This window comes from Micromonospora sp. NBC_01655, assembly GCF_026339755.1.
Classification (GTDB): domain Bacteria; phylum Actinomycetota; class Actinomycetes; order Mycobacteriales; family Micromonosporaceae; genus Micromonospora.
Map to the genome: position 1 here is coordinate 2,607,480 of NZ_JAPEQF010000001.1, position 23,229 is coordinate 2,630,708.

16 protein-coding genes and 1 pseudogene are annotated in these 23,229 nt (G+C 73.6%); 8 read left to right on the forward strand and 9 right to left on the reverse strand.

The annotated features are described in order from the left end of the window. Positions 1–75 precede the first annotated feature (75 nt). On the forward strand, positions 76–2,772 hold the full coding sequence (polA, locus tag OOK41_RS12370) for a DNA polymerase I (protein ID WP_266264700.1): 2,697 nt from the start codon (positions 76–78) through the stop codon (positions 2,770–2,772). Between the two features lie 57 nt (positions 2,773–2,829). Here polA and OOK41_RS12375 read toward each other — a convergent pair. The 3 genes and pseudogenes from OOK41_RS12375 to OOK41_RS12385 all read right to left on the reverse strand — a co-directional run. Beyond that, a pseudogene (locus OOK41_RS12375) lies at positions 2,830–3,174 on the reverse strand (DUF3140 domain-containing protein); the annotation flags it as partial. Then, a complete protein-coding gene (locus OOK41_RS12380; protein WP_117669804.1) occupies positions 3,161–3,379 on the reverse strand; it encodes a DUF2945 domain-containing protein in 219 nt (72 codons plus the stop codon). The gene OOK41_RS12380 and the pseudogene OOK41_RS12375, both read right to left, overlap by 14 nt. A 138-nt stretch (positions 3,380–3,517) precedes the next feature. Next, positions 3,518–4,363 carry a class I SAM-dependent methyltransferase gene (locus OOK41_RS12385; RefSeq protein WP_266264703.1) on the reverse strand — a complete coding sequence of 282 codons (846 nt, stop codon included), beginning with the start codon at positions 4,361–4,363 and terminating at the stop codon, positions 3,518–3,520. Between the two features lie 479 nt (positions 4,364–4,842). Here OOK41_RS12385 and rpsA point away from each other — a divergent pair, with 479 nt between their 5' ends. Further along, positions 4,843–6,336 (forward strand): 30S ribosomal protein S1, encoded by a 1,494-nt coding sequence (gene rpsA / locus OOK41_RS12390; RefSeq protein ID WP_117669776.1) that lies wholly within the window; start codon positions 4,843–4,845, stop codon positions 6,334–6,336. A 346-nt stretch (positions 6,337–6,682) separates the two neighbouring features. Beyond that, positions 6,683–7,864, forward strand: coding sequence for a dephospho-CoA kinase (gene coaE, locus OOK41_RS12395; RefSeq protein WP_266264707.1), 1,182 nt, complete (start codon positions 6,683–6,685; stop codon positions 7,862–7,864). A gap of 66 nt (positions 7,865–7,930) precedes the next feature. Here coaE and OOK41_RS12400 read toward each other — a convergent pair whose 3' ends face one another. Then, a complete protein-coding gene (locus OOK41_RS12400; RefSeq protein ID WP_266264710.1) occupies positions 7,931–9,616 on the reverse strand; it encodes a hypothetical protein in 1,686 nt (561 codons plus the stop codon). 537 nt (positions 9,617–10,153) lie between these two features. Here OOK41_RS12400 and uvrB point away from each other — a divergent pair. Then, positions 10,154–12,262 carry an excinuclease ABC subunit UvrB gene (gene uvrB, locus OOK41_RS12405; protein ID WP_117669773.1) on the forward strand — a complete coding sequence of 703 codons (2,109 nt, stop codon included), beginning with the start codon at positions 10,154–10,156 and terminating at the stop codon, positions 12,260–12,262. 219 nt (positions 12,263–12,481) lie between these two features. Beyond that, positions 12,482–13,441: a helix-turn-helix transcriptional regulator gene (locus OOK41_RS12410; RefSeq protein ID WP_117669772.1), complete on the forward strand. Its 960-nt coding sequence runs from the start codon at positions 12,482–12,484 to the stop codon at positions 13,439–13,441. A gap of 290 nt (positions 13,442–13,731) precedes the next feature. Here OOK41_RS12410 and OOK41_RS12415 read toward each other — a convergent pair whose 3' ends face one another. Then, a complete protein-coding gene (locus OOK41_RS12415) occupies positions 13,732–14,025 on the reverse strand; it encodes an antibiotic biosynthesis monooxygenase (RefSeq protein ID WP_266264716.1) in 294 nt (97 codons plus the stop codon). A gap of 536 nt (positions 14,026–14,561) precedes the next feature. On the opposite strand from OOK41_RS12415, the gene OOK41_RS12420 reads away from it, so the two are divergent. Continuing rightward, positions 14,562–15,560 carry a TerC family protein gene (locus OOK41_RS12420; protein WP_117669770.1) on the forward strand — a complete coding sequence of 333 codons (999 nt, stop codon included), beginning with the start codon at positions 14,562–14,564 and terminating at the stop codon, positions 15,558–15,560. 164 nt (positions 15,561–15,724) lie between these two features. On the opposite strand, the gene OOK41_RS12425 is transcribed toward OOK41_RS12420, so the two are convergent. Together OOK41_RS12425 and OOK41_RS12430 are read right to left on the reverse strand one after the other, a co-directional pair. Further along, positions 15,725–16,651 carry an NlpC/P60 family protein gene (locus OOK41_RS12425; RefSeq protein WP_266264717.1) on the reverse strand — a complete coding sequence of 309 codons (927 nt, stop codon included), beginning with the start codon at positions 16,649–16,651 and terminating at the stop codon, positions 15,725–15,727. Between the two features lie 58 nt (positions 16,652–16,709). Continuing rightward, positions 16,710–17,807 (reverse strand): mandelate racemase/muconate lactonizing enzyme family protein, encoded by a 1,098-nt coding sequence (locus OOK41_RS12430; protein ID WP_266264719.1) that lies wholly within the window; start codon positions 17,805–17,807, stop codon positions 16,710–16,712. 44 nt (positions 17,808–17,851) lie between these two features. Between OOK41_RS12430 and OOK41_RS12435 the strand changes: the two genes are divergently transcribed. Beyond that, positions 17,852–18,649: a tyrosine-protein phosphatase gene (locus OOK41_RS12435; RefSeq protein ID WP_266264721.1), complete on the forward strand. Its 798-nt coding sequence runs from the start codon at positions 17,852–17,854 to the stop codon at positions 18,647–18,649. Between the two features lie 74 nt (positions 18,650–18,723). Here the strand turns inward: OOK41_RS12435 and OOK41_RS12440 are convergent, their stop codons facing one another. Together OOK41_RS12440 and typA are read right to left on the reverse strand one after the other, a co-directional pair. After that, positions 18,724–19,596, reverse strand: coding sequence for a serine hydrolase (locus tag OOK41_RS12440; protein WP_266264722.1), 873 nt, complete (start codon positions 19,594–19,596; stop codon positions 18,724–18,726). 100 nt (positions 19,597–19,696) lie between these two features. After that, positions 19,697–21,565, reverse strand: a complete 1,869-nt coding sequence (gene typA / locus OOK41_RS12445; RefSeq protein WP_117669765.1) for a translational GTPase TypA — start codon at positions 21,563–21,565, stop codon at positions 19,697–19,699. A 134-nt stretch (positions 21,566–21,699) separates the two neighbouring features. Here typA and OOK41_RS12450 point away from each other — a divergent pair, with 134 nt between their 5' ends. Next, the gene (locus OOK41_RS12450) at positions 21,700–23,166 is read left to right on the forward strand and encodes a DedA family protein (protein ID WP_266264723.1); all 1,467 of its coding nucleotides are present in this window, start codon (positions 21,700–21,702) and stop codon (positions 23,164–23,166) included. The last annotated feature ends 63 nt before the right edge of the window (positions 23,167–23,229 follow it).

The following is a 23,229-nucleotide window of genomic DNA, read 5'->3' on the forward strand; positions in this document are numbered from 1 at the left end:
CGGCGCGGGCGGACGCCCGCGCCGGGGACGTGCCGGTGTCCCGGGTTGTCACAGCCGCGGACTAGAGTCGCCTGCGTGACAGCTACGACGCCGCGCCTGCTCCTCGTCGACGGACACTCCCTGGCATACCGGGCGTTCTTCGCCCTGCCGGTCGAGAACTTCTCCACCACGACGGGCCAGCCGACAAACGCCGTCTACGGCTTCACCTCCATGCTGATCAACGTGCTGCGCGACGAGCGGCCGACCCACATCGTCGTCGCCTTCGACGTCTCCCGCCACTCGTTCCGCACCGACCGGTACGCCGAGTACAAGGCGGGCCGCAGCGAGACCCCGGCCGACTTCAAGGGCCAGGTCAGCCTGGTCAAGGAGGTGCTGGCCGCGCTGCAGATCCCGGTGGTGGAGAGGGAGGGCTACGAGGCCGACGACGTCATCGCCACCCTCGCCTGCCAGGCCCGCGACCAGGGCATGTCGGTGCTGATCACCTCCGGCGACCGGGACGCCTTCCAGCTCGTCGACGACAACATCACGGTGCTCTACCCGCGTAAGGGCGTCTCCGACCTGGCCCGGATGGACCCCGCGGCCGTCGAGGCGAAGTACGGCGTCGGCCCGCAGCGCTACCGCGACCTGGCCGCCCTGGTCGGCGAGACCAGCGACAACCTCCCCGGCGTGCCGGGCGTGGGACCGAAGACGGCCGCGAAGTGGATCAACCTGTACGGCGGGGTCGAGGGGGTCGTGGCCCGGGCCGACGAGATCAAGGGCAAGGCCGGCGAGAGCCTGCGCGAGCGGCTGGCCGACGTGATCCGCAACTACGAGATCAACTGCCTGGTCTCCGACCTGGAGCTGCCGCTCCGCCCCGAGGGCGCGCGCTGGGAGGGCTGGGACCGGGAGGCCGTGCACCAGGTCTTCGACACCCTCGAGTTCCGTATCCTGCGCGACCGGCTCTACCAGTACCTGGAGGCCGTCGAGCCGGAGGCCGAGTCCGGGTTCGACCTGGCCGGCGAGGTGCTCACCGAGCCCGGGGCGCTGGCCGGCTGGCTCGCCGCGCACGCGGCCGGCGCCCCGGTCGGGCTGGCGGTCAAGCTCGACACCGGCGTCAACCGGCGGCACACCGCCGCGGTGCTCGGCCTGGCGCTGGCCACCGCCGGCGGCGCGGCGGCCTGGGTCGACCCGGCCCGCCTGGAGGCGGCCGACGAGGCGGCGCTGGCCGGCTGGCTCGCCGACCCGGCGCGGCCCAAGGTGCTGCACGACAGCAAGCCGGCGGTGCTCGCGTTCGCCGCGCACGGCTGGGCGCTGGAGGGGATCGCCCGCGACACCCAGATCGCGGCCTACCTGGCCCGCCCCGACCAGCGGTCCTACGACCTGACCGACCTGGCGCTGCGCTACCTGCACCGGGAGCTGCGGGTCGACGTCCCCGACACCGGCCAGCTCACCTTCGAGGGGCTGGGCGGCGACGGCGAGGCCGAGCAGAACCTGATGCTCCAGGCCCGGGCAACCCTCGACCTGGCCGACGCGATCGACGCGGAGCTGTCCCGCGACGGCGAGCAGTCGGCCCGGCTGATGGCCGGGGTGGAGCTGCCGCTGATGCGGGTCCTCGCCGGCATGGAGCGGGTCGGCATCGCCGCCGACACCGACTACCTGCACGAGCTGGAGGCGCACTTCGCCGGCGAGGTGAAGGCCGCCGCGCAGGGCGCGTACGCCGAGATCGGGCGCGAGTTCAACCTCGGCTCGCCCAAGCAGCTCCAGGAGATCCTCTTCGGCGAGCTGAACCTGCCCAAGACCAAGAAGATCAAGACCGGCTACACGACGGACGCCGACGCCCTCCAGTGGCTCTACGCGCAGAACCCGCACCCGGTGCTGGCGCACCTGCTGCGCCACCGCGACGTGGCCAAGCTGAAGTCGACCGTCGACGGCCTGCTCAAGTCGGTCTCCGACGACGACCGCATCCACACCACGTTCAACCAGACCGTGGCGGCCACCGGCCGGCTCTCCTCCACCGAGCCCAACCTGCAGAACATCCCGATCCGCACGGCCGAGGGCCGGCGGATCCGCCGGGCCTTCGTGGTGGGGCAGGGGTACGACTGCCTGCTCACCGCCGACTACAGCCAGATCGAGATGCGGATCATGGCGCACCTGTCGTCGGACGACGCGCTGATCGAGGCGTTCAACTCCGGTCACGACTTCCACGCCGCCACCGCCTCCTCCGTGTTCGGGGTGCCGGTGGCGGAGGTCACCGCCGACCAGCGGCGCAAGATCAAGGCGATGAACTACGGCCTGGCGTACGGGCTGAGCGCGTTCGGCCTGTCCCAGCAGCTCGGGATCACCGCCGAGGAGGCGCGCGGGCTGATGGAGAACTACTTCGCCGGCTTCGGCGGGGTCCGCGACTACCTCAACGAGGTCGTCGCCCGGGCCCGGCACGACGGCTACACCTCCACCGTCCTGGGCCGCCGGCGGTACCTTCCCGACCTGGTCAGCGACAACCGGCAGCGCCGGGAGATGGCCGAGCGGATGGCGCTGAACGCCCCGATCCAGGGCTCGGCCGCCGACATCATCAAGGTCGCCATGCTGCACGTCGACGCGGCGCTGCGCGCCGCCGGCCTGCGGTCGCGGATGCTGCTCCAGGTGCACGACGAGCTGGTCTTCGAGGTGGCCCCGGGCGAGCGGGAGGTCCTGGAGGCGCTGGTGCGCAAGGAGATGGGCGGGGCGTACCCGCTGTCGGTGCCGCTGGAGGTCTCCGTCGGCGAGGGCCGCGACTGGAACAGCGCCGACCACTGACGCTGCGCCGGCCGGCGCAGCGACCGGCCGCCGCGCACCGGGGCGGCGGCCCGTTCACTTGAGCGGGTCGTGGCCCCAGTTCATCAGCGACCACCGCCACTTCGTGTCGCGCACGGCCCCGGACGGGCGTTGCGCCATGTGCCGGCGGACGTACCCGACGACCTTGCGCATGTGCTGGTAGTCGGCCTCGGAGAGCTCGGCCCGTCTGCGTCGCAGCAGGTTGATAATCTTCCGGCCGGACTCGTGCCCGACCGATTCGCCGCCGCCCGCCCGGCCGCCCCGGCGCCAGCCGACCTGCTTCGACTCGTCGGTCTCCAGCCACGTCGACAGCTCGCCCGGCCTCATGTTCACGGCCTCGGTGAACTCCCGGTAGGTGTCGCGTCCCCGCTCAGCCCTGCTCACGGCGCAGCACCTCCGGCCGGTGGGCGACGTCCCGCCCCGAGTCGTCGTTGCGGATGCGGTACTGCGGCTCGTCCTGCGACGCGTTCACGGTGTGCCCGCGCACGTGCGTCCGCTCGGTCAGTTCCTCCTGTACCACCCCGTGGGCCCGACCGCTGTGGCTGGCCCAGGAGACGTGGTCACCCCTGCGAAACTTCTTCTCGGCCATGCCGTGCGGGTACCCCCTCGGCGCGGCCGGAAACGACGCCGCCCGTTCGGGGCGGCGCCCGGCCCGGGGGTACGGCTGCGCCACCGCGCGCCCCGCTGCGCCACCGCGCGCCGCGCTGCGGCGCGGCCGGCGGCCGGCTCAGTCCGCCGGCTTCTCGGCCACGAAGATGGCGGTGCCGGGGAAGAGCCGGCCGCGCAGCGGGCTCCACTGTCCCCAGATCCCCTCGTGTCCCTCCGGCCACTCCGGCTCCACCAGGTCGACCAGCCGGAACCCGGCACCGACCAGCTCGCGGATCCGGTCGCCGAGGGTGCGGTGCTGCTCGACGTACGTCGCCGCCCCGGACGCGTCCTGCTCCACGTACGGGGAGCGGTCGAAGTACGAGTGCACGGCCGTCAGGCCGCCCTGGCCCGGGTCGTCGAGGAAGACCCAGCGCATCGGGTGGGTCACCGAGAACACCCAACCGCCGCCGGGCCGCAGCACCCGGTACACCTCGCGCATCACCGCCGCCGAGTCGGCCACGAACGGGATCGCCCCGAACGCCGTGCACGCGGTGTCGAACGCCGCGTCCGCGAAGGGCAGTGCGAGCGCGTCGGCCTGCACCAGCGGTACCCGGACACCCGAGCGGTCGGCGGCGGCCGTCGCGTGCCGCAGCATGCCGGCGGAGAGGTCCAGCGCGACCGGCCTCGCCCCCGCCGTGGCCAGCCAGCGGGCGGCCGCCGCCGCCCCGGCGCCCACCTCCAGCACCCGCCGTCCGGCGACGTCGCCGAGCAGCCGGACATCGGCCTCCCGCAGCCCCTCGGGGCACCAGACGAACTCCACGTCGCCGAGGAACGCGCCGTGCTCGGCCTGGTAGTCGTCGGCGTCGGCGTCCCACCAGCCGCGGTTGGCCCGGCGGCTCTCCGCGTCGGTGACCGGGCGCCGCAGCACGCCGGGCGGGTCGGCGTGGTCGGCGTAGGTGGCGCTACCCGCCCGGTCGTCGGTCATCGCGGCAGTCTAGTGGCCACCCCGGCCGCTCCCCGGTTCCGCGCCGTGGCCGGCCCGGCGCCCGGAGCGGCAGCCGCCTCCCGGACGACCGGCCCGGCCCCAGGCGGTGCCAGGTCGCGGTCGGGTTCGCGTGCCAGGTCGCGGCCCGTCGCGGTGGTCCGCGGGTGGCGCGGAGCCGGCCGGCCGCGCAAAGCGCCGCTTGTCGGGACGTAAGTGACGGTGCACCGCGAAAGCGGGCTGGATCACTTACCCCGGGGCTTGCACGCTGTGGTAATGCACACGGTAGGCTAGACGATGCGCTCGCGGGTCGCGTGCCTCGGCAGGGAGAAGGCGTGCGGTCGACGGAGTCACAGACGGAGTCACATCAGGATCTCATTCAGCGATCATGCGGTGTGCCCGGCGACGGATCCGCTGGCGCGAACAGGTCACCGCGACACCAGCCTGCTGTGACAACCCATCCGACCGGAGCAACCGCCCACATGACGAGCAGCATCGAGGCCCCCTCGAGCGCCACCCGGGTCACCCACGACGATCTCGGTTCCGAGGAGGCTTTCCTCGCCGCGATCGACGAGACCATCAAGTACTTCAACGACGGCGACATTGTCGAAGGCACCGTCGTCAAGGTCGATCGGGACGAGGTCCTGCTCGACATCGGCTACAAGACCGAGGGTGTCATCCCCTCTCGTGAGTTGTCGATCAAGCACGACGTGGACCCGGCCGAGGTCGTTTCGGTCGGTGACCACATCGAGGCCCTGGTCCTCCAGAAGGAGGACAAGGAGGGTCGTCTGATCCTCTCCAAGAAGCGGGCGCAGTACGAGCGGGCCTGGGGCACGATCGAGAAGATCAAGGACGAGGACGGCGTCGTCCGCGGCTCGGTCATCGAGGTCGTCAAGGGTGGTCTCATCCTCGACATCGGGCTCCGCGGCTTCCTGCCCGCGTCCCTGGTCGAGATGCGGCGGGTGCGCGACCTGCAGCCGTACGTCGGCCGCGAGCTCGAAGCCAAGATCATCGAGCTGGACAAGAACCGCAACAACGTGGTCCTGTCCCGCCGGGCCTGGCTGGAGCAGACGCAGTCCGAGGTGCGCACCGAGTTCCTCAACAAGCTGCAGAAGGGCCAGGTCCGCAAGGGCGTCGTGTCCTCGATCGTCAACTTCGGCGCGTTCGTCGACCTGGGTGGCGTGGACGGCCTGGTGCACGTCTCGGAGCTGTCCTGGAAGCACATCGACCACCCGTCCGAGGTCGTCGAGGTCGGCCAGGAGGTCGAGGTCGAGGTCCTGGACGTCGACCTGGACCGCGAGCGGGTCTCGCTGTCGCTGAAGGCGACCCAGGAGGACCCGTGGCGGCAGTTCGCCCGCACCCACGCGATCCAGCAGATCGTGCCGGGTAAGGTCACCAAGCTGGTGCCGTTCGGCGCCTTCGTCCGGGTGGACGACGGCATCGAGGGCCTGGTCCACATCTCCGAGCTGGCCGAGCGCCACGTGGAGATCCCGGAGCAGGTCGTCCAGGTCGGCTCCGAGGTCATGGTCAAGGTCATCGACATCGACCTGGAGCGCCGCCGGATCTCGCTGTCGCTCAAGCAGGCCAACGAGGGCTTCGTCGAGGGCGAGGAGCACTTCGACCCGACCCTCTACGGCATGGCCGCGACCTACGACACCGAGGGCAACTACATCTACCCGGAGGGCTTCGACCCGGAGACGGGCGAGTGGCTCGAGGGGTACGACAAGCAGCGCGAGACCTGGGAGAACCAGTACGCCGAGGCCCGTCAGCGCTGGGAGGCCCACACCAAGCAGGTGCAGACGTCCCGCGCCGCCGACGCCGAGGCTGCTGCCAACCCGGCTCCGGCCGTGTCCGGCGGCGGCACCACCACCTCGACCAGCTCGGCCCCGAGCCGGCAGGCCGAGGAGCCGGCCGGCACCCTGGCCACCGACGAGGCGCTCGCCGCTCTGCGGGAGAAGCTCGCCGGCGGCAAGTGACCCGCTGACGACGACGGGCCCCGTCCCCGCCGATCCGGTTCCACCGGGTCGATCGGGGGCGGGGCCCTCGCCGTGCACCGGCGGTGAACCGTGCACCGGCCCGTGCGGCGTGCCCGGTCCATGTCCCTTGTCCGTGCCTGCCCGTGCCCGTGCCTGCCCGCGTCGCTCGGTCCGGCCGACCGGGGCCGGCCCCGGTCCAGGATCCGGTGGCATCCGGTCCGCGGCGAGGCCACCGGATCCCTGGGTCGAGCAGAATCACGGGCCATCGCCGGTGTCGGTACCCGGCGTCGGCACCGGTCGCCGAGCCGGGTTTGGCTCGGCGCGCGGGATCCGGTTGACTGGTCCGGTGTTGATGGTGGGACTGACCGGCGGAATCGCGTCCGGCAAGAGCGCTGTCTCGGCGCGGCTGGCCGCGCTCGGCGCAGTGGTGATCGACTCGGACCGGCTCTCCCGGGAGGTGGTCGCCCCGGGCAGCGGGGGACTGGCGGAGATCGTCGCCGCCTTCTCCGACCGGGTGCTCGGCCCCGACGGCGCACTGGACCGGGCCGCCCTCGGTGCGGTGGTGTTCGCCGACGAGGCGGCCCGCCGCCGGCTGGAGGCGATCACCCATCCCCGGATCCGGGCGCGGAGCGCCGCGCTCGTCGCGGCGGCGGCCCCGGACGCGGTCGTCGTCAACGACGTGCCGCTGCTGGTCGAGGTCGGGCTGGCGCCGACGTACCACCTCGTGGTCGTGGTGCAGACGGAGGTCTCGATCCGGCTGGCCCGGCTGGCGCGCGGCCGGGGCATGGACCGGGCGGAGGCCGAGCGGCGGATCGCCGCGCAGGCCGACGACGCCCGCCGCCGGGCGGCGGCCGACGTGGTGCTGTCCAACGACGGCACCCTCGACGAGCTGCACGCCGCGGTGGACCGGTTGTGGCGGGACCGGCTGCTGCCGTACGAGGCGAACGTGCGCGACGGGCGCGCGGTCCGGCCCGAGCGGGTGCGGCTGACCGACCCCGACCCCACCTGGCCCCAGCAGTACGCCCGGCTGGCCGCCCGGATCCGGCACGCGATCGCCCCCGCCGACCTGCGGATCGACCACATCGGGTCGACCGCCGTGTCCGGCCTGGCGGCCAAGGACGTCATCGACATCCAGCTCACGGTGTCGAACCTGGCCGAGGCGGACGGTTCGCTGGCGGACCGCCTCGCAACCGCGGGGTTCCCCCGGGTGCCCGGCCAGTGGTGGGACAGTCCCCGGCCGGCGGGCAGCGACCGGTGGGAGAAGCGTCTGCACGGCAGCGCCGACCCGGGCCGGCCGGTGAACCTGCACCTGCGGCCGGAGGGTTCGCCCGGCTGGCGCTACGCCCTGCTGATGCGGGACCACCTGCGCGCGGACCCGGACCAGCGGGCGGCGTACCTGGCGGTCAAGCGGGAGTTGGCGGCCAGCGCGCCGGACACCGTCACGTACACCACCGCCAAGGACCCGTGGTTCGACGAGGAGCACCACCGCGCCGAGGAGTGGGCCGCGCAGACCGGCTGGCGGCCCTGACCCGTCGTTCCGGGCCGCCCGATGGGGTCCGCCTGGGCGATGGGGGAGCAGTGCGGCGACGGACCGTCAGCGCCGCGGCTCGCGGGCGGACGGGACGGGCGACGGCAGCGCCGGCACCCGCCCCGGCACGAGGTCGAGCTGGGCGTACGTGCCGAGCCGGGTGCGCAGCTCCAGCCGGCGCAGCAGGCCGGCCCGGTCGATCCAGTAGCGCAGCCGGCCGGCCCGGGCGTCCACCTCGATGACGTCGACGGTCCGGTCGGCGAGGCGGTCCCCGCGGATCCGGGTGGCTGGCCGGGGCGTACCGGCCGTCGAGCCGGCCCGCAGCGCGACGGCCAGCAGCGCGTCGACGTCGTCGCCCCCGGTCCCGTCGCGTTGCCAGGTGTACCCGGTGCGTGGGGGCGGTAGCGGCGGTGCGACGAGGCTGTCCTCGGCGTACGGCGCCGACCAGACCCCGGTGGCGTCGTAGCGGCGCAGGGTCTGCCCGACGGGCGCGTCGCGTGCGCCGACCGACAGGTACGCCGCCCGCTCGGTCCAGCTGATCCAGCCGGTGCCGTGCAGGGTGACGCCTGGGGCGACGGGCGCGGTGAGGGTCGCCGTGGCGCCACCCTCGGCGCGTGTCCGGGCCGCCGTTCGCGCGAACCGGTCCTCCTCGGGGCCGGTGAGCGCTCGGGGCAGCCCCGCCCGGCCGCCCAGCGCCGCCACCGGCCACAGCATCGGCCGGTTGGCCCGTTGCAGTTCCAGCGTCACCGGCACGCCGCCGGGCAGCCGTCCCTCCAACCGGTGCAGCCGGGCGTCCCGGTCGATCCACCAGCGCGCGGCCCCGTCGAGGAGCGCGGTGCCGGCGGGCCGCGCGGCTGCGGCCGGCAGGCTCACCGCCGGGCCGGGCCAGCCCGCCGTGCCGGGCGGGTGGGAGACGGTGCGTGGGGCCGACGTGGCGGTCGCCCCCCGGGGGGAGCGGCGTTCCGTCCCACCGGTCGCACCGCTTGCCCGGGTCGCCCCGGGCGCAGCGGTTGCCTGGGGCGCTCGGGGCGCGCCGGTTGTCCGGGCGGTGCCGGTTGTCCGGATCGTTCGGGGCGCGCCGGTTGTCCGGGGCGCGCCGGGGGAGGCGGTGCGGGCGGCTGGGCCGGTGGGCGTGGCCGACGTGGCAGGTCGACCGCCTCCCGGGGCGTCCTGGCGTCCTCGCCGGCCGGCGTCGTCGGGCAGCGGGGCCTGGAGCACGTCCACCGGCTGCCCGCCCGCCTCGGCCCGGGCCAGCCACCGGGCGGTACCGGCAGGGAACGCCCCGGCGGGCTCGGTTCGCGACGCGGCGAGCGCGAAGATCAGGTCGAGGGCGGGGCGCAGGGGCTGGTCGACGGGCCGGTCGGCGATCCGCCATCCGTCGACCGGGGGCACCAGCGGCGGGGGTGCCGGGGCCGGCACCGCCGTGGGGTCGGGCCGGGCCATCAGCAGCCCGGGGGTGGCCTGGAGCAGGCCCCGGCCCGGCCCGGCACCCGGGCCGCCGACGTCCAGGTAGGCCAGCGGCCGGGACCAGTCCACCCAGCCCACCACGTCGGTGCGGGCGGCGGCGGTGCCGATCGTGATCCGCAGGCCGGAGCGGACGTCCCGGTGGTTGGTGACCCGCACGGCGGCGAGCCGCTCCGCCTCGGCGGGGGTCAGTGGCCGGGCCGGCTCCGCGGCCGTCGGCGCCCAGGTCAGCAGACCGGCGGCCAGGCCCACGGCGGAGGCGACGGCGATCACCCCGAGGACGACCACGGTGGTACGCCGACGCCCGTCGTCGCGCCGGCCGGGTCCGGCGCCGGCGCCCGGTCCGGTCGGGTTCCGGTCGGGTCCGGCACCGGTTGCCGGAGGACGACGGTCCAGGCCGGGTACGGCGGTGGCGCCCGGCCTGCGCGGCATCCGGTCGGGTCCGGCGCCGGCACCCGGTGGGCGACGGTCCCGGTCGGGTCGGGGCGTCGGCGCGGGGGAGTTGTCCACGGCAGGATGAACGTCCGGCGCGCGTGACAGGTGACGCCCGAATCGCCCCCTGTCGGGGGCGCTCGCGGCGGCCGGTCTGCGCATCGCGCGACCACCTCGGGTGCGCACGCCGGTGATGTCCGGGTGCTGCGACCCCCTGTGCCGGGGGCGTGTCGGCCGTTGTGGCCAGGCCGCCGGCCCGGACGGCCGCCGCGAGCGGCCTACGGCCCATACCCTAGCGTGGTGAGATGTGCCACACAATGCGAATATTGAAGCCGATCACTGACTCACGGTAGTCGCCGCAGCGTGTCGGACCCCCGGCGTACCGTTGGGGTCATGGCGCTCGACATTCCCCGACTCGACGGCCGCTTCCAGGTGGTCAGCGAGTTCCAGCCGGCCGGCGACCAGCCGGCAGCCATCGACGACCTGGAGCGCCGGGTGCGGCGTGGCGACCGCAACACCGTCCTGCTCGGCGCGACCGGCACGGGAAAGAGCGCCACCACGGCCTGGCTCATCGAGCGGTTGCAGCGCCCGACCCTGGTGCTCGCCCCCAACAAGACGCTCTGCGCCCAGTTGGCGAAGGAGTTCGGCGAGCTGCTGCCGCACAACGCGGTGGAGTACTTCGTCTCCTACTACGACTACTACCAGCCTGAGGCGTACATTCCGCAGACCGACACCTACATCGAGAAGGACTCCTCGATCAACGAGGAGGTCGAGCGGCTGCGGCACTCGGCGACCATGTCGCTGCTCACCCGCCGCGACGTGGTCGTGGTGGCCACGGTCTCGGCGATCTACGGCCTGGGCACCCCGGAGGAGTACCTCGACCGGGCCGTCCGGGTCGCCGTCGGGCAGGAGCTCGACCGCGACCAACTGCTGCGTCGCCTCGTCGACATCCAGTACACCCGCAACGACATGTCCTTCCAGCGGGGCACGTTCCGGGTGCGCGGCGACACGCTGGAGATCATCCCGGCGTACGAGGAGTTGGCCGTCCGGGTCGAGCTGTTCGGCGACGAGGTGGAGAAGCTCTACTACCTCAACCCGCTCACCGGTGACGTGGTGCGTGAGGTCGACAGCTTGATGATCTTCCCGGCCACGCACTACGCCGCCGGCCCGGAGCGGATGGAGCGGGCCACCCGCGACATCGAGACCGAGCTGGCCGAGCGGCTCGCCGAGCTGGAGCGGCAGGGCAGGCTGCTGGAGGCGCAGCGGCTGCGGATGCGCACCACCTACGACCTGGAGATGATGCGTCAGGTCGGCTTCTGCTCCGGCATCGAGAACTACTCCATGCACATCGACGGGCGGCTGCCCGGCAGCCCGCCGCACTGCCTGCTCGACTACTTCCCGGACGACTTCCTCACGGTCATCGACGAGTCGCACGTGACGATCCCCCAGATCGGCGGCATGTACGAGGGCGACGCCTCCCGCAAGCGGATGCTCATCGACCACGGCTTCCGGCTGCCCAGCGCCGCCGACAACCGGCCGCTACGCTTCGACGAGTTCCTGGAGCGGGTCGGCCAGCTGGTCTTCCTCTCCGCCACCCCCGGGCCGTGGGAGCTGGAGCGCGCCCAGGGCGAGTTCGTCGAGCAGGTGATCCGCCCGACCGGCCTGATCGACCCCGAGGTGGTGGTGAAGCCCACCAGGGGCCAGATCGACGACCTCATGCACGAGATCAAGCTGCGCACCGAGCGCGACGAGCGGGTGCTGGTCACCACGCTGACCAAGAAGATGGCCGAGGACCTTTCCGACTACCTGTTGGAGAACGGCATCCGGGTGCGCTACCTGCACTCCGAGGTGGACACCCTGCGCCGGGTGGAGCTGCTGCGCGAGCTGCGCAAGGGCGACTACGACGTGCTGGTCGGCATCAACCTGCTCCGAGAGGGCCTCGACCTGCCCGAGGTGTCCCTCGTGGCGATCCTCGACGCCGACAAGGAGGGCTTCCTGCGCAGCGGCCGGTCGTTGATCCAGACCATCGGCCGGGCCGCCCGGAACGTCTCCGGCCAGGTGCACATGTACGCAGACAAGATCACTCCGTCGATGGCGGAGGCGATCGAGGAGACCAACCGGCGCCGGGACAAGCAGATCGCCCACAACGAGGCACACGGCATCAGCCCCGAGCCGCTGCGCAAGAAGATCCACGACATCCTCGACGACATCTACCGGGAGGCGGAGGACACCGAGACCTCCCGGGTCGGCGGGGCGGCGCGGCAGCTCTCCCGGGGCAAGGCGCCGGTCAAGGAGACCCGCAGCCGCAGCCGGATCGGCGCGGCGGGCCCGTCCCGCGAGGGGATGGCCCGGGCCGACCTGGCCCAGCTCATCCAGGAACTCAACGACCAGATGCTGGCCGCCGCCCGGGAGTTGCAGTTCGAGCTGGCCGCCCGCATCCGCGACGAGGTCGCCGACCTCAAGAAGGAGCTACGGGGGATGGACGCGGCTGGCGTGAAGTGACCGGAGCCCCCTGCGCCCGCGCGCCGTTCGACACCGACCACGCCCGGGACTGCGCCGCCCGGCCCGGCGGGCAACGTCTCGTCGTTCGGCACCTACCGCCCCTGACATCGGCGGATGCGGGCGGCGGCCACGGGCGAGACACCCGTGCCCGTTGCGGACGGCGAGCAAGGTATTGCAGAGTGTGATCGATCTGCGTACTCTCCGTCCTGGGAGGCGGGGATGCCGTTGCCAACGAGTCCGGTGATTCGACGTGCGCGACTCGGTGCCGAGTTGCGCCAGCTACGCAGGCGGGAGGAACTCACCCTTGAGCAGGTGTGCGAGCGGCTGGGCTGGGCGTCGACCTCCAAACTGTCCCGCATCGAGCTGGGCCAGAGCCGACCGGATCTCGCCGACGTGCTCGACCTGCTGGACGTCTACCGGGTCGCCGCCGAGGAACGCGACGCACTGATCGTCATCGCCCGGGACGCGGCCACCGGTCGCGGCTGGTGGAAGACGCTCGGCGGGATGGGCGAGCGCCAGCGCGCGTACGCCGAGCTGGAGGCCGGGGCGGCGACCGTGGTGGAGTACCAGCCAGCCGTCGTGCCGGGCCTGTTGCAGACCCCGGCGTACGCCCAACTGTGTCTCGGGGGCGCCCGGCGGCTGCACCCCGACGTCGACGTGGAGGCCGACGTGCGGGCCCGACTGGTCCGGCAGGAGGTGCTGCACCGCGCCGAGCCGCCGCGCTACACGGCCCTGTTGGAACTCACCGCCTGCGACCCGGTCGGGGTGCCGGCCGGAGTCTGGCGCGAGCAGCTCCGCCACCTGGTCGTCCTGTCCCGCAAGCCGAACGTGACGATCAGGGTGATGCCGCCCGGCGTCACGACCGGCGGCGCCCACCCGCTGACCCCGTTCTCCCGGTACTCCTTCCCCGACCCGGCAGACCCCCGCACGGTGATGATCGAGGCGTTGACCACCGACGTCCGGCTGGTCACCGCCGCCGACCTCGCCTGGTACGACGCGGTGGTCGACCGGCTGCTCGACGCCGCCCTCTCGGCGGCCGAGACGACGGCGCTGCTGACCCGGCTGGCCGACGACCCGGCGCTGCCGTCGTCGACCGGTCCGGGCGGCCACCCGCTGGCCTCCGGGGTGCGGCCGGAGGCGGTGCCGGTGCTGCCCCGGCCCCGTCCGCCGCAGGACTGAACCCGCCCCGACCCCGGCCGCCACAGGGCTGGGCCCGGCGCGGGCGCCCACCGGTGGTGGGCGCGCGGCTCACTGGTGCCGGTTGAAACCGCTCGCGGAGTCGATCACCTGGTCGACCAGCGACTATCGCCGCGCGCCCACCGGGCCCGGCGGCCCCGAGCCCGCCGGGACCGGTGGCCGACGCGTCAGGCGCACAATAGGCGAGGGGTACGACATCGACGATCGACCGGTGTGGGCGGGCGCTGCGACCGACCGCTGCGGGCGGGCGTACCCGGTGCTGCCGGTGCCGCTCAGGCCGGGACGTCGACGAAGTGCTCGACCAGCGGCGGACCGGCGAAGTGCGGGCCGATCAGCTCCCGCCACCGGGTGAACCGCTCGGTGCCCCGGAAGTTCGCCTCGTGCGCCTCGACGGAGTCCCACTCGACCAGCAGCACGAACCGCGACGGCGACTCGACGCCGCGGGTCATCCGCACCGAGCGGCAGCCCGGCGTCGTGGCGAGGATCTCGTGACCCCGCGCGTATGCGGCGGCGAACGCGTCCTCATGTCCGGGCGTCACGTCGATGAGCGCGACCTCAAGCACCATGCCCCCGAGCCTGCCACGTCCCCGGCCGGCCCGGACGACGCGGGCTGACCGTCCCGCCAACCGGACGCACCCCCGCCCGCCCCGCCCGCCAAGACGTGCAAATTCACGGAACGAGTGGCCTCGGACCGCCGCATGGCCACTCGTTCCGTGAATTTGCAGGAGGATCTTGGTCGCCGGAGGCGGGGCGGCAGCGGGTCGGGCGTGGGTGGGGTGGTCTCCTAGGAAGGTCTGTCGGTAGAGACTTCCGTCACGACGGGCGTGGTGGGATCGTCGATGTGCGGACCCGAAGGTGCGGTCGGAGGCCTCGATGGTGAAGAATGGCGACGAAGGAGGGGAGTATTCCCCCGCGACGGATTCGTCAGCACGGTCGACCACCGGCCCCGGTGGCGCGACCCGGCTCCGTCGGTCACCGGTCCACTCGTGGGCCGGTGGCGGAAGAGACCTCCGACAGTCACCAGTGTCCGCGTTGCCGCACCCCGCCCGCCCGCACGGGGCGTACGGTGTGCCCGACGCCGCGTGTCTGCCGGAGGATTGGATTGAACGTGTCCGGATTGGTGTGGGCGGGGACCCTCGTCGCACTGACAGCGGTCCTGGTCGTCGACCTGTTGATCATCGGTCGTCGGCCACACGAGCCGAGCATCCGCGAGTCGAGCCTCTGGGTCGGCTTCTACGTCGGGCTGGCCCTGATCTTCGGCGTGGGGCTCTGGCTCACCGCCGGCCCCGGCGTGGCCGGTGAGTTCTACACCGGTTGGCTCACCGAGTACAGCCTCTCGGTGGACAACCTCTTCGTCTTCGTGATCATCATGGCCCGCTTCGGGGTGCCCCGGCAGTACCAGCAGAAGGTGCTGCTCGTCGGCATCGTGCTGGCACTGGTCATGCGCGGCGGGTTCATCGCCGCCGGCGCGGCGCTGATCTCGCAGTTCTCCTGGGTCTTCTACCTGTTCGGCGCGTTCCTCATCTACACGGCGATCAACTTCTTCCGCCAGGGTGAGCCGAGCGAGGACGACTTCTCCGAGAACCTGCTGATCCGGTGGAGCCGGCGGGCGCTGCCGATCTCCCGGGACTACGACGGCGCGAAGATGACCACGCACGAGGGCGCTCGCCGACTGTTCACCCCGATGCTGGTCGTCATGATCGCGATCGGCACCACCGACCTGATCTTCGCGCTGGACTCGATCCCGGCGATCTTCGGTATCACCCAGGAGCCGTACCTGGTCTTCACCGCGAACGTGTTCGCGCTGATGGGGCTGCGCCAGCTCTACTTCCTGCTGGGCGGGCTGCTGGACCGGCTGGTCTACCTGACTGTCGGGTTGTCCGTGGTGCTCGGATTCATCGGCGTGAAGCTGGTGCTGGAGGCCCTGGCGGACAACAACCTGCCGTTCGTCAACGGTGGGGAGCCGGTGGGCTGGGCCCCGCACATCCCGATCTGGCTCTCCCTGGTGGTAATCCTCGGCACCCTGCTGGTGGCGACCGTGGCCAGCCTGATCAAGTCGGCCCGGGACCGGCGGCGCGAGCTGGCCGGCGCCCGAGGCTGACGGCCCAACCCCGACGAGGCTCAACCGCTCGAACGGCAACCGAAGCGCGCTCCCGGTACCGGGAGCGCGCTTCGCGGCTGAACCGGGCCGGTCGGGTGAGGCTCCGGTGGAGTCGTGGCGCCGGGCCGGGCGATTGCGGGTCAGGCCAGGTGCACGCCGACGGGTCAGACCCGGTGCACGCCGACCAGGGTGGCGGTCCGGTCGGCCGGCATCACCTCCTCCAGCACCCGTCGGTGCTGGTAGCAGGCGTGCAGCAGGCGCCGGTCCGCGTCGGCGTCCGGCTCGGCGCTGACGAAGCCGATGTGGTGGATCCGCCGGCCGGGCCGGGCGAAGAAGTACAGGTCGCCGGGCCGCTCGGCACCCAGCGGCAGCGGGGTGGTCGCCAGGGCCTGGTCGGCGGCGTCGCGGGGCAGCAGCACGCCGAACCGCCGCCAGGCCAGGTGCACCAGGCCGGAGCAGTCGATCCCGTACGCCGACACCCCGCCCCAGACGTAGATCACGTCGCGCAGCCGGGTGGCGACGGCCAGCACGTCCCGGGCGGGCGGGGGCTCGGTGGGCAGGGGCACGAGGTGGTTGTCGGGCAGCCAGAGCGGCCGGTCGTGCCCGGGGGCGTGCACGGGGCGCCAGCCGTCGGCCGGCGGGCCCGCCGGGGCCAGCCGGGTGCCGAGGACGACGCCGGCGACGACCGGCTCGCCGGCCGGGGCGGCCCGCAGGGCGGTGACGGTCGCGTCGACGACCCAGGGGGCGGCCTCCCCCCGCGGGTCGTCGGCCGCCAGGGGAGCGAGCTGGGCGGTCGGCAGCCAGCCCGGGTAGCCGCGCGGGTCCAAGGTCGCGGCGGCCTGCTCGACGGCCACCACGTGCGCCCAGCCGTCCGGGCGCAGCGTGGTGACCAGCACCCGTTCCCCGAACAGCAGTTGGCTCAGGACGCAGTCACCCACCTGCTGGTCGGGGTCCATGCCGGAGATCCAGGCGGCGACGTCGGCGTGCGGGTCGAGGGCGGGGCGGTCGACGGGGCGTACCGCCTCGGGGCAGGACCACAGGGTCGCGACCGCGACCCGGACGACGGCCTCGCGGCCCGGTTGCAGTTCCACGTCCACCCCCAGCTCGCGGCGACCCCTGCCGTGACCCTATGAAAAAAAGCGCCAAGCATCAACCATGTGGCTGCATGTTTGCTACAGACACGGAGGTGATGCCGAGACCGGGTGCGTCCGGCAGCAGCACCGTCGCCCCGTCGTACCGGATGCCGCCGCGCACCGGCGACCGGGCCAGCCACCAGGCGGCGTCGAGGTCGGAGACGGCGGTGGTCCGGTACGCGGCCACCAGGCTGGCCGCGGCCCCCAGCCCGACCTGGCTCTCCATCATCGAGCCGACCACGGTGCCGACGCCGTGCGCGGTGGCCAGGTCGAGCAGCGTGCGCGCCGCGTGCAGGCCCCCGCACTTGGCCAGCTTGACGTTGACCATGTCGGCGGCCCGGCGCCGGATCACCTCGACCAGGTCGCGGACCCCGAACACCGACTCGTCGGCCAGGATCGGCACGCCGACCCGGTCGCTGACCCAGGCCAGCCCGTCGAGGTCCCCGCGGGCCACCGGCTGCTCCACCAGCTCCACGTCCAGCCCCGCGTCCTCGATGCCGCGGATCACCCGGACGGCCTCGCGGGGCGTCCAGCCCTGGTTGGCGTCCAGCCGGATCCGCACCTGCGGGCCGACGGCGGCGCGGACCGCGCGGACCCGTTCCAGGTCGCCCGCCGCGTCGGTGCCCACCTTCAGCTTCAGCACGGTGAACCCCTCGGCCCGCCGCTGCCGCGCGGCCGTGGCCAGGTCGGTGGCGTCGCCCGCGGCCAGGGTGACGTCCGTCGGCACCCGCAGGGCCGTGCCGCCGAGCAACCGCACCAGGGGTACGCCGAGCCGGCGCGCGGCCAGGTCGTGCAGCGCGCTGTCCACCGCCGCCTTGGCGGCCTCGTTGCCGACCACCAGGCGCTGCACCTCGGTGCAGCGGGCCACCAGGTCGTCGGCGTCCCGCCCGAGCAGGCCGGGCGCGAGCATCTCCCGGACGCACGCCTCGGCGCCGGCCAGCGACGCCCCGGTCACCTGCCACACCTGCGGCGCCTCGCCGAACCCGGACCGCCCGTCGTCGTCGACCAGCTCCACGATCAGGGTGTCCACGGTGGTGGTACGGCGCAGCGCCGTCACGAACGGGGTGTGCAGGGGTGCGGAAAGCCGGTGGGTGTGTACCGCGGCGATCGTCATGTGCGGCACCCTATACGGCATTGCACGACGACTGGGGAGGCCGGATGACGGGGCAGGACTGGGAGCTGGTGGGCGCGCCGAACGCGCGGGACCTCGGCGGCATGCTGGGCGCGGGCGGGCGGCGGGTGCGAACGGGCCGGTTGATCCGCACCCCGGCGCTGGGCCGGTTGACCGACGAGGACCTGTCGACGCTGGCGCGGATCGCCCCGGCCTGCGTGGTGGACCTGCGCGGCGACTCGGAGATCGTGGCGGCCCCGCCGAACCGGTTGGTCGGTGAGCCCCGGGTGGTGCGCCTGCCGGTGTACGACGCGGCCCACCCGGTGTTCACGGCGGTGTCGGAGGTGCTGCTCGGGCACGACCTGGGCGCGGAGGCGAAGCTGGCCATGCAGGGCAGCCCGGCGGCGATGGCGGGGATCTACCGGTGGTTCGTCACCGGGGAGGCGGCCCGGGCGGGCTTCGGCGCGGCGGCCCGGCTGGCCGCCGACGTGGGGAGCCTGCCGCTGCTGTTCCACTGTTCGGCCGGCAAGGACCGCACGGGCTGGCTGTCGGTGGTCCTGCTCACGGCGGTCGGGGTGGACGAGGCGGCGATTCGGGCCGACTACCTGCGGACCAACTCGCAGACGGAGAGCCTCCGGGAGGTTGTCCTCCAGGCCATGCGGGCCCGGCAGCCGGAGCTGGCGGAGGCGGCGATCCGGCCGCTGATGGAGGTGCGCGGCGCGTACCTGGACGCCGCGTACGACGAGGTCCGGCGGGTGCACGGCTCGTTCGACCGGTACCTGCGCGACGGGCTGGGGCTGACCGACGCGCACCTGGCGGCGCTGCGGGACAACCTGTTGGACTGAGGCCGGCACCGGCGGCGTGCGCCGGGTCGACCCCGGGTGGGCCCGCCAGCGGGCTCACCCGGGGGGCGGCGGGGCTAGCCGGCGGGGCGCAGGTCGTGGCGGGCGGCCCAGGCCCGGGCGGAGATGTCGGCGAGCAGCCGGCAGGCGTCGTCGGTGGGCTCGTCGCCGGTGGCGCCGCCGTCGGCGAGGTCGGTGGTGGTGCAGACCACCAGCACGTACGGCGGGGCGTCGGGCGGGTAGACCACCCCGGCGCCGTGCCGGACGCCGCGTACCCAGCCGTTCTTGTGGGCGATGCGGACCCCTTCGGGTAGCCCGGCGGCGAGGTCCTCGCGGAGCTCCTGGGCGAACAGGACGTCGAGCATGGCGGCGCAGCCGGCGGGGGAGGCGAGCGGGCCGGGCCGGGTCGCCCCGGCGGCCAGCCCGCCGAGCAGGGCCGCCAGGTCGGCGGCGGTGACCAGGTTGGTGATCCCGGCCTCCCGGGCGGCGAAGTCCTCGATGCCGCGCCCGGTGACGCTGTGCCGGGCGCCGGCGAGGGCCCAGGCGTCGGCCACGGCGGGCAGCCCGACGTGGGCGAGGCAGAGGTTGGTGGCCAGGTTGCTGGAGCGCACGATCATCCGCTCGGCGAGCCAGCGCAGGGGTGCGCCGTGGCCTTCCCGCTGCCAGACGGCCTCGTCGTTGTCGTAGTGCCGGGCGCAGGAGAACCGGGGCGTGCCGGGCTGGGCGGAGTCGAACTCGTTGCGTACGTCGACGTGGGTGGCCAGGTCGAGGGTGCCGGCCTCGGCCGCCCGGTGCAGGGCCAGCAGCACGGCGACCTTCATGGTGCTGGCCGCGTAGTGGGTGGCGTCGGGGTGGCGGGTCCAGGTGGGGGCGGCGTCGAGCCGGCCCAGGTACGCCGAGATGGTGCCCGGCAGCGGGTCCAGTTGGGCGTCGAGGTCGTCCCAGATCATGCCGGTGACCGTAGCGGATCCGGACGTCCCCGGCGGGCCGGGTGCGGCGCGGGCCGGGAGGTGGTCCCTCCCGGCCCGCGCGGCGCGTGGTGCTCGGCCGTCAGCCGGCGTGCTTGCGGCGGGCCACCGTGCGGGCGCGCTGCGTCTGGTCGAGGACGACCTTGCGGATGCGCACGGCCGCCGGGGTCACCTCGACGCACTCGTCCTCGCGGCAGAACTCCAGGGCCTGCTCCAGGGACAGCCTGCGCGGCGGGATCAGCTTCTCGGTCTCGTCGGAGGTCGAGGCCCGCATGTTGGTGAGCTTCTTCTCCTTGGTGATGTTGACGTCCATGTCGTCGGAGCGGGAGTTCTCGCCGACGATCATGCCCTCGTACACCTCGGTGGTCGGCTCGACGAAGAGCTGGCCGCGCTCCTGAAGGTTGATCATGGCAAACGAGGTGACCGCGCCGGCCCGGTCGGCGACCAGCGAGCCGTTGTTGCGGGTGCGCAGCTCGCCGAACCACGGCTCGTACGACTCGAAGACGTGGTGCAGGATGCCGGTGCCCCGGGTGTCGGTGAGGAACTCGGTGCGGAAGCCGATCAGCCCGCGCGCGGGCACCAGCCACTCCATCCGGATCCAGCCGGTGCCGTGGTTGACCAGCTGTTCCATCCGACCCTTGCGGGTGGCCAGGAGCTGGGTGATGGCGCCCAGGTACTCGTCGGGGGCGTCGATGGTCAGCCGCTCCACCGGCTCGCAGGTCTTCCCGTCGATCTCCCTGGTGACCACCTGCGGCTTGCCGACGGTCAGCTCGTAGGACTCGCGGCGCATCTGCTCGACCAGGATGGCCAGGGCCAGCTCGCCGCGGCCCTGCACCTCCCAGGCGTCGGGCCGTTCGGTGGGCAGCACCCGCAGGGAGACGTTGCCGACCAGCTCCTTGTCGAGGCGGTCCTTGACCATCCGGGCGGTGACCTTGGCACCCTTCACCCGGCCGACCAGCGGTGAGGTGTTGGTGCCGATGGTCATCGAGATGGCCGGCTCGTCGACGGTGATCAGCGGCAGCGCGACCGGGTTCTCGGCGTCGGCCAGGGTCTCGCCGATCATGATCTCCGGGATGCCGGCGACCGCGATGATGTCGCCCGGTCCGGCCGACTCGGCCGGCTTGCGCTCCAGGCCCTCGGTCATCAGCATCTCGGAGATGCGGACCCGCTGGTTGGTGCCGTCGGTGCGACACCAGGCGACGGTCTGGCCCTTGGCGATGGTGCCCTGTCGGACCCGGCACAGCGCCAGCCGGCCGAGGAACGGCGAGGCGTCGAGGTTGGTCACGTGCGCCTGGAGCGGCGCGTCCTCGTCGTATGCGGGCGGCGGGATGGTGTCGAGCAGGGTGCGGAACAGCGGCTCCAGGCTCTGGCTGTCCTGGGGGACCGAGCCGTCGGCGGGCTGGGTGAGCGAGGCGATGCCGTCGCGGGCGCAGGCGTAGACGATCGGGAAGTCGATCTGCTCCTCGTCGGCGTCCAGGTCGAGGAAGAGCTCGTAGGTGTCGTCCACGACCTCCTTGATCCGGGCGTCGGGGCGGTCCACCTTGTTGATCACCAGGATGATCGGCATCCGGGCGCGCAGCGCCTTGCGCAGCACGAAGCGGGTCTGCGGCAGCGGGCCCTCGCTGGCGTCGACGAGCAGCACCACGCCGTCGACCATGGTGAGGCCCCGCTCCACCTCGCCGCCGAAGTCGGCGTGCCCGGGAGTGTCGATGATGTTGATGGTGACCGGGTCGGAGCCGTCCGCCGGCAGGTACCGCACGCCGGTGTTCTTGGCCAGGATGGTGATGCCCTTTTCCCGTTCCAGGTCCCCCGAGTCCATCACCCGCTCGGTCGTCTCACCGCGGGCGCCGTAGGCTCCGGCCTGCCGCAACATGGCGTCGACCAGGGTGGTCTTGCCGTGGTCGACGTGAGCGATGATGGCGACGTTGCGGAGGTCGGTGCGAAGCTGCATGGGTTCCATCCTCCTGCCTGTGCGGATCAGGGGCGGCGTCGGGGTCACCCCGGCGCTACCCGGATCTGTGCCGGAACCGCTGTCGCCCTGCTTGCCCCGGCTGGCATGCTGGCCGCCGTGATCCGGGGGCTGTCGTGCACGATCTGCTGAACTCGGTGCGGGACCTGCCGCCCCTGCTGGTCTACCTGGTCGCCGCGGCCATCGTAGCCGGCGAGACCGCGGTGATCGTCGGGCTGCTGGTGCCCGGGGAGGCGACCCTGCTGCTGGTCGGCTTCCTTACGTACACCGGTGCCCTTCGGTTGGGGCCGGCGCTGTTGGTGATGATTGTCGCAGCGGTGGCCGGCGACGCGGTGGCGTTCCGCGCGGGTCGCCGGTACGGGCCCCGGCTGCGGGCCTCGGGCCTGGGCGCCCGGGTGGGGCCGGGCCGCTGGCGGCGGGCGGACGAGCTGCTGGAGCGGCTCGGCGGGCGGGGGGTCCTGGCCGCCCGCTGGGTCGCCTTCGCCCGGACCCTGGCGCCCCGGCTGGCCGGGGCCGCCGGCATGTCCTACCGCCGGTTCGCGCCGTGGAACCTCGCCGGGGTGGTGACCTGGGTGGGCGGGTCGGTGCTGCTGGGCAACGTGGCCGGGGAGTCGTACGAGACGGTGTCCCGGCTGCTCGGGCGGGCCACCGGGGCGGTGCTGGTGCTGCTCGGCGGGGTGCTGGCCGTGGTGCTGGTCGGCCGCTGGCTGGGCCGTCACCCCGACCCGGCGCGGGCGCTGCTGGCCCGGGTGGCCGCGCTGCCGCCGGTGCGCTGGCTCGCCGCCCGGTACGGCGTGCTGTTCTTCCTGCTGGCCATGCGGGTCGGCCCGGCCTGGACGTTGTTGATCAACCTCGCGGCGGGGCTCGCGCTGCTCTTCGCCGCCGGGCTCGCCGTCGCCTGGTTGCTCGGGGCGGCGATGCGGTGGAGCGGGCTGGCCGCGGTCGACGACGCGATCGCCGGCTGGTTCACCGAGCGGCGCACCCCCGGCACGGTCGACGTCGCGTTCACCCTCGTCTCGGTGCTGCGTGGCTCGACGCTGATCGCGCTGGTCGCCGTGCTGGCCGCCGTGCTGGCCTGGCGGCAGCGGCCGTGGCGGGCCGACCTGCTCAGCGTGGTGGGCTCGGTCGGGGCGTTCCTGCCGCTGGTGGTCCTCGCCGTGGTCACCGACCTGACCGCGCCGGGACGGGCGGCGTCGGGGGAGCAGGAGAGCGCGCTGTTTCCGACGCAGAACGCCGTCGTTGCGGCGAGCCTGTGCACGCTGGCCTGGCTGCTGTCCCGGGGCGCGCGTTGGCCGGTGGCGGTGGCCGCCTGGACGGTGGCCGCGGCCGGGGTGTCGGCGATCGGCGGTGCCCGGCTCTACCTCGGGTTGAGCAGCGGCACCGTCACCTCGGTGCTGCTCGGTTCGGCCTGGACGGCGCTGTTCATGGTCGCCTGGGCGACCCGGGACCGGGCGGCGGGCGGCGGCGGCGGACCGGGCGCGGCGACGCCCGAGGCGGGGCCGCCACCGGCGGCCGACGACGGGCTCACCCCGCCGACGGCCGACGACGGGGCTCGGCCGGGCCGCCGCGTCGGCCCGGGGTAGGGACGCGGGCAGGGGCCGGGGGACGGGAGCGGGGGCACGGCGGCCCGCCGCGATCCCCCGCGT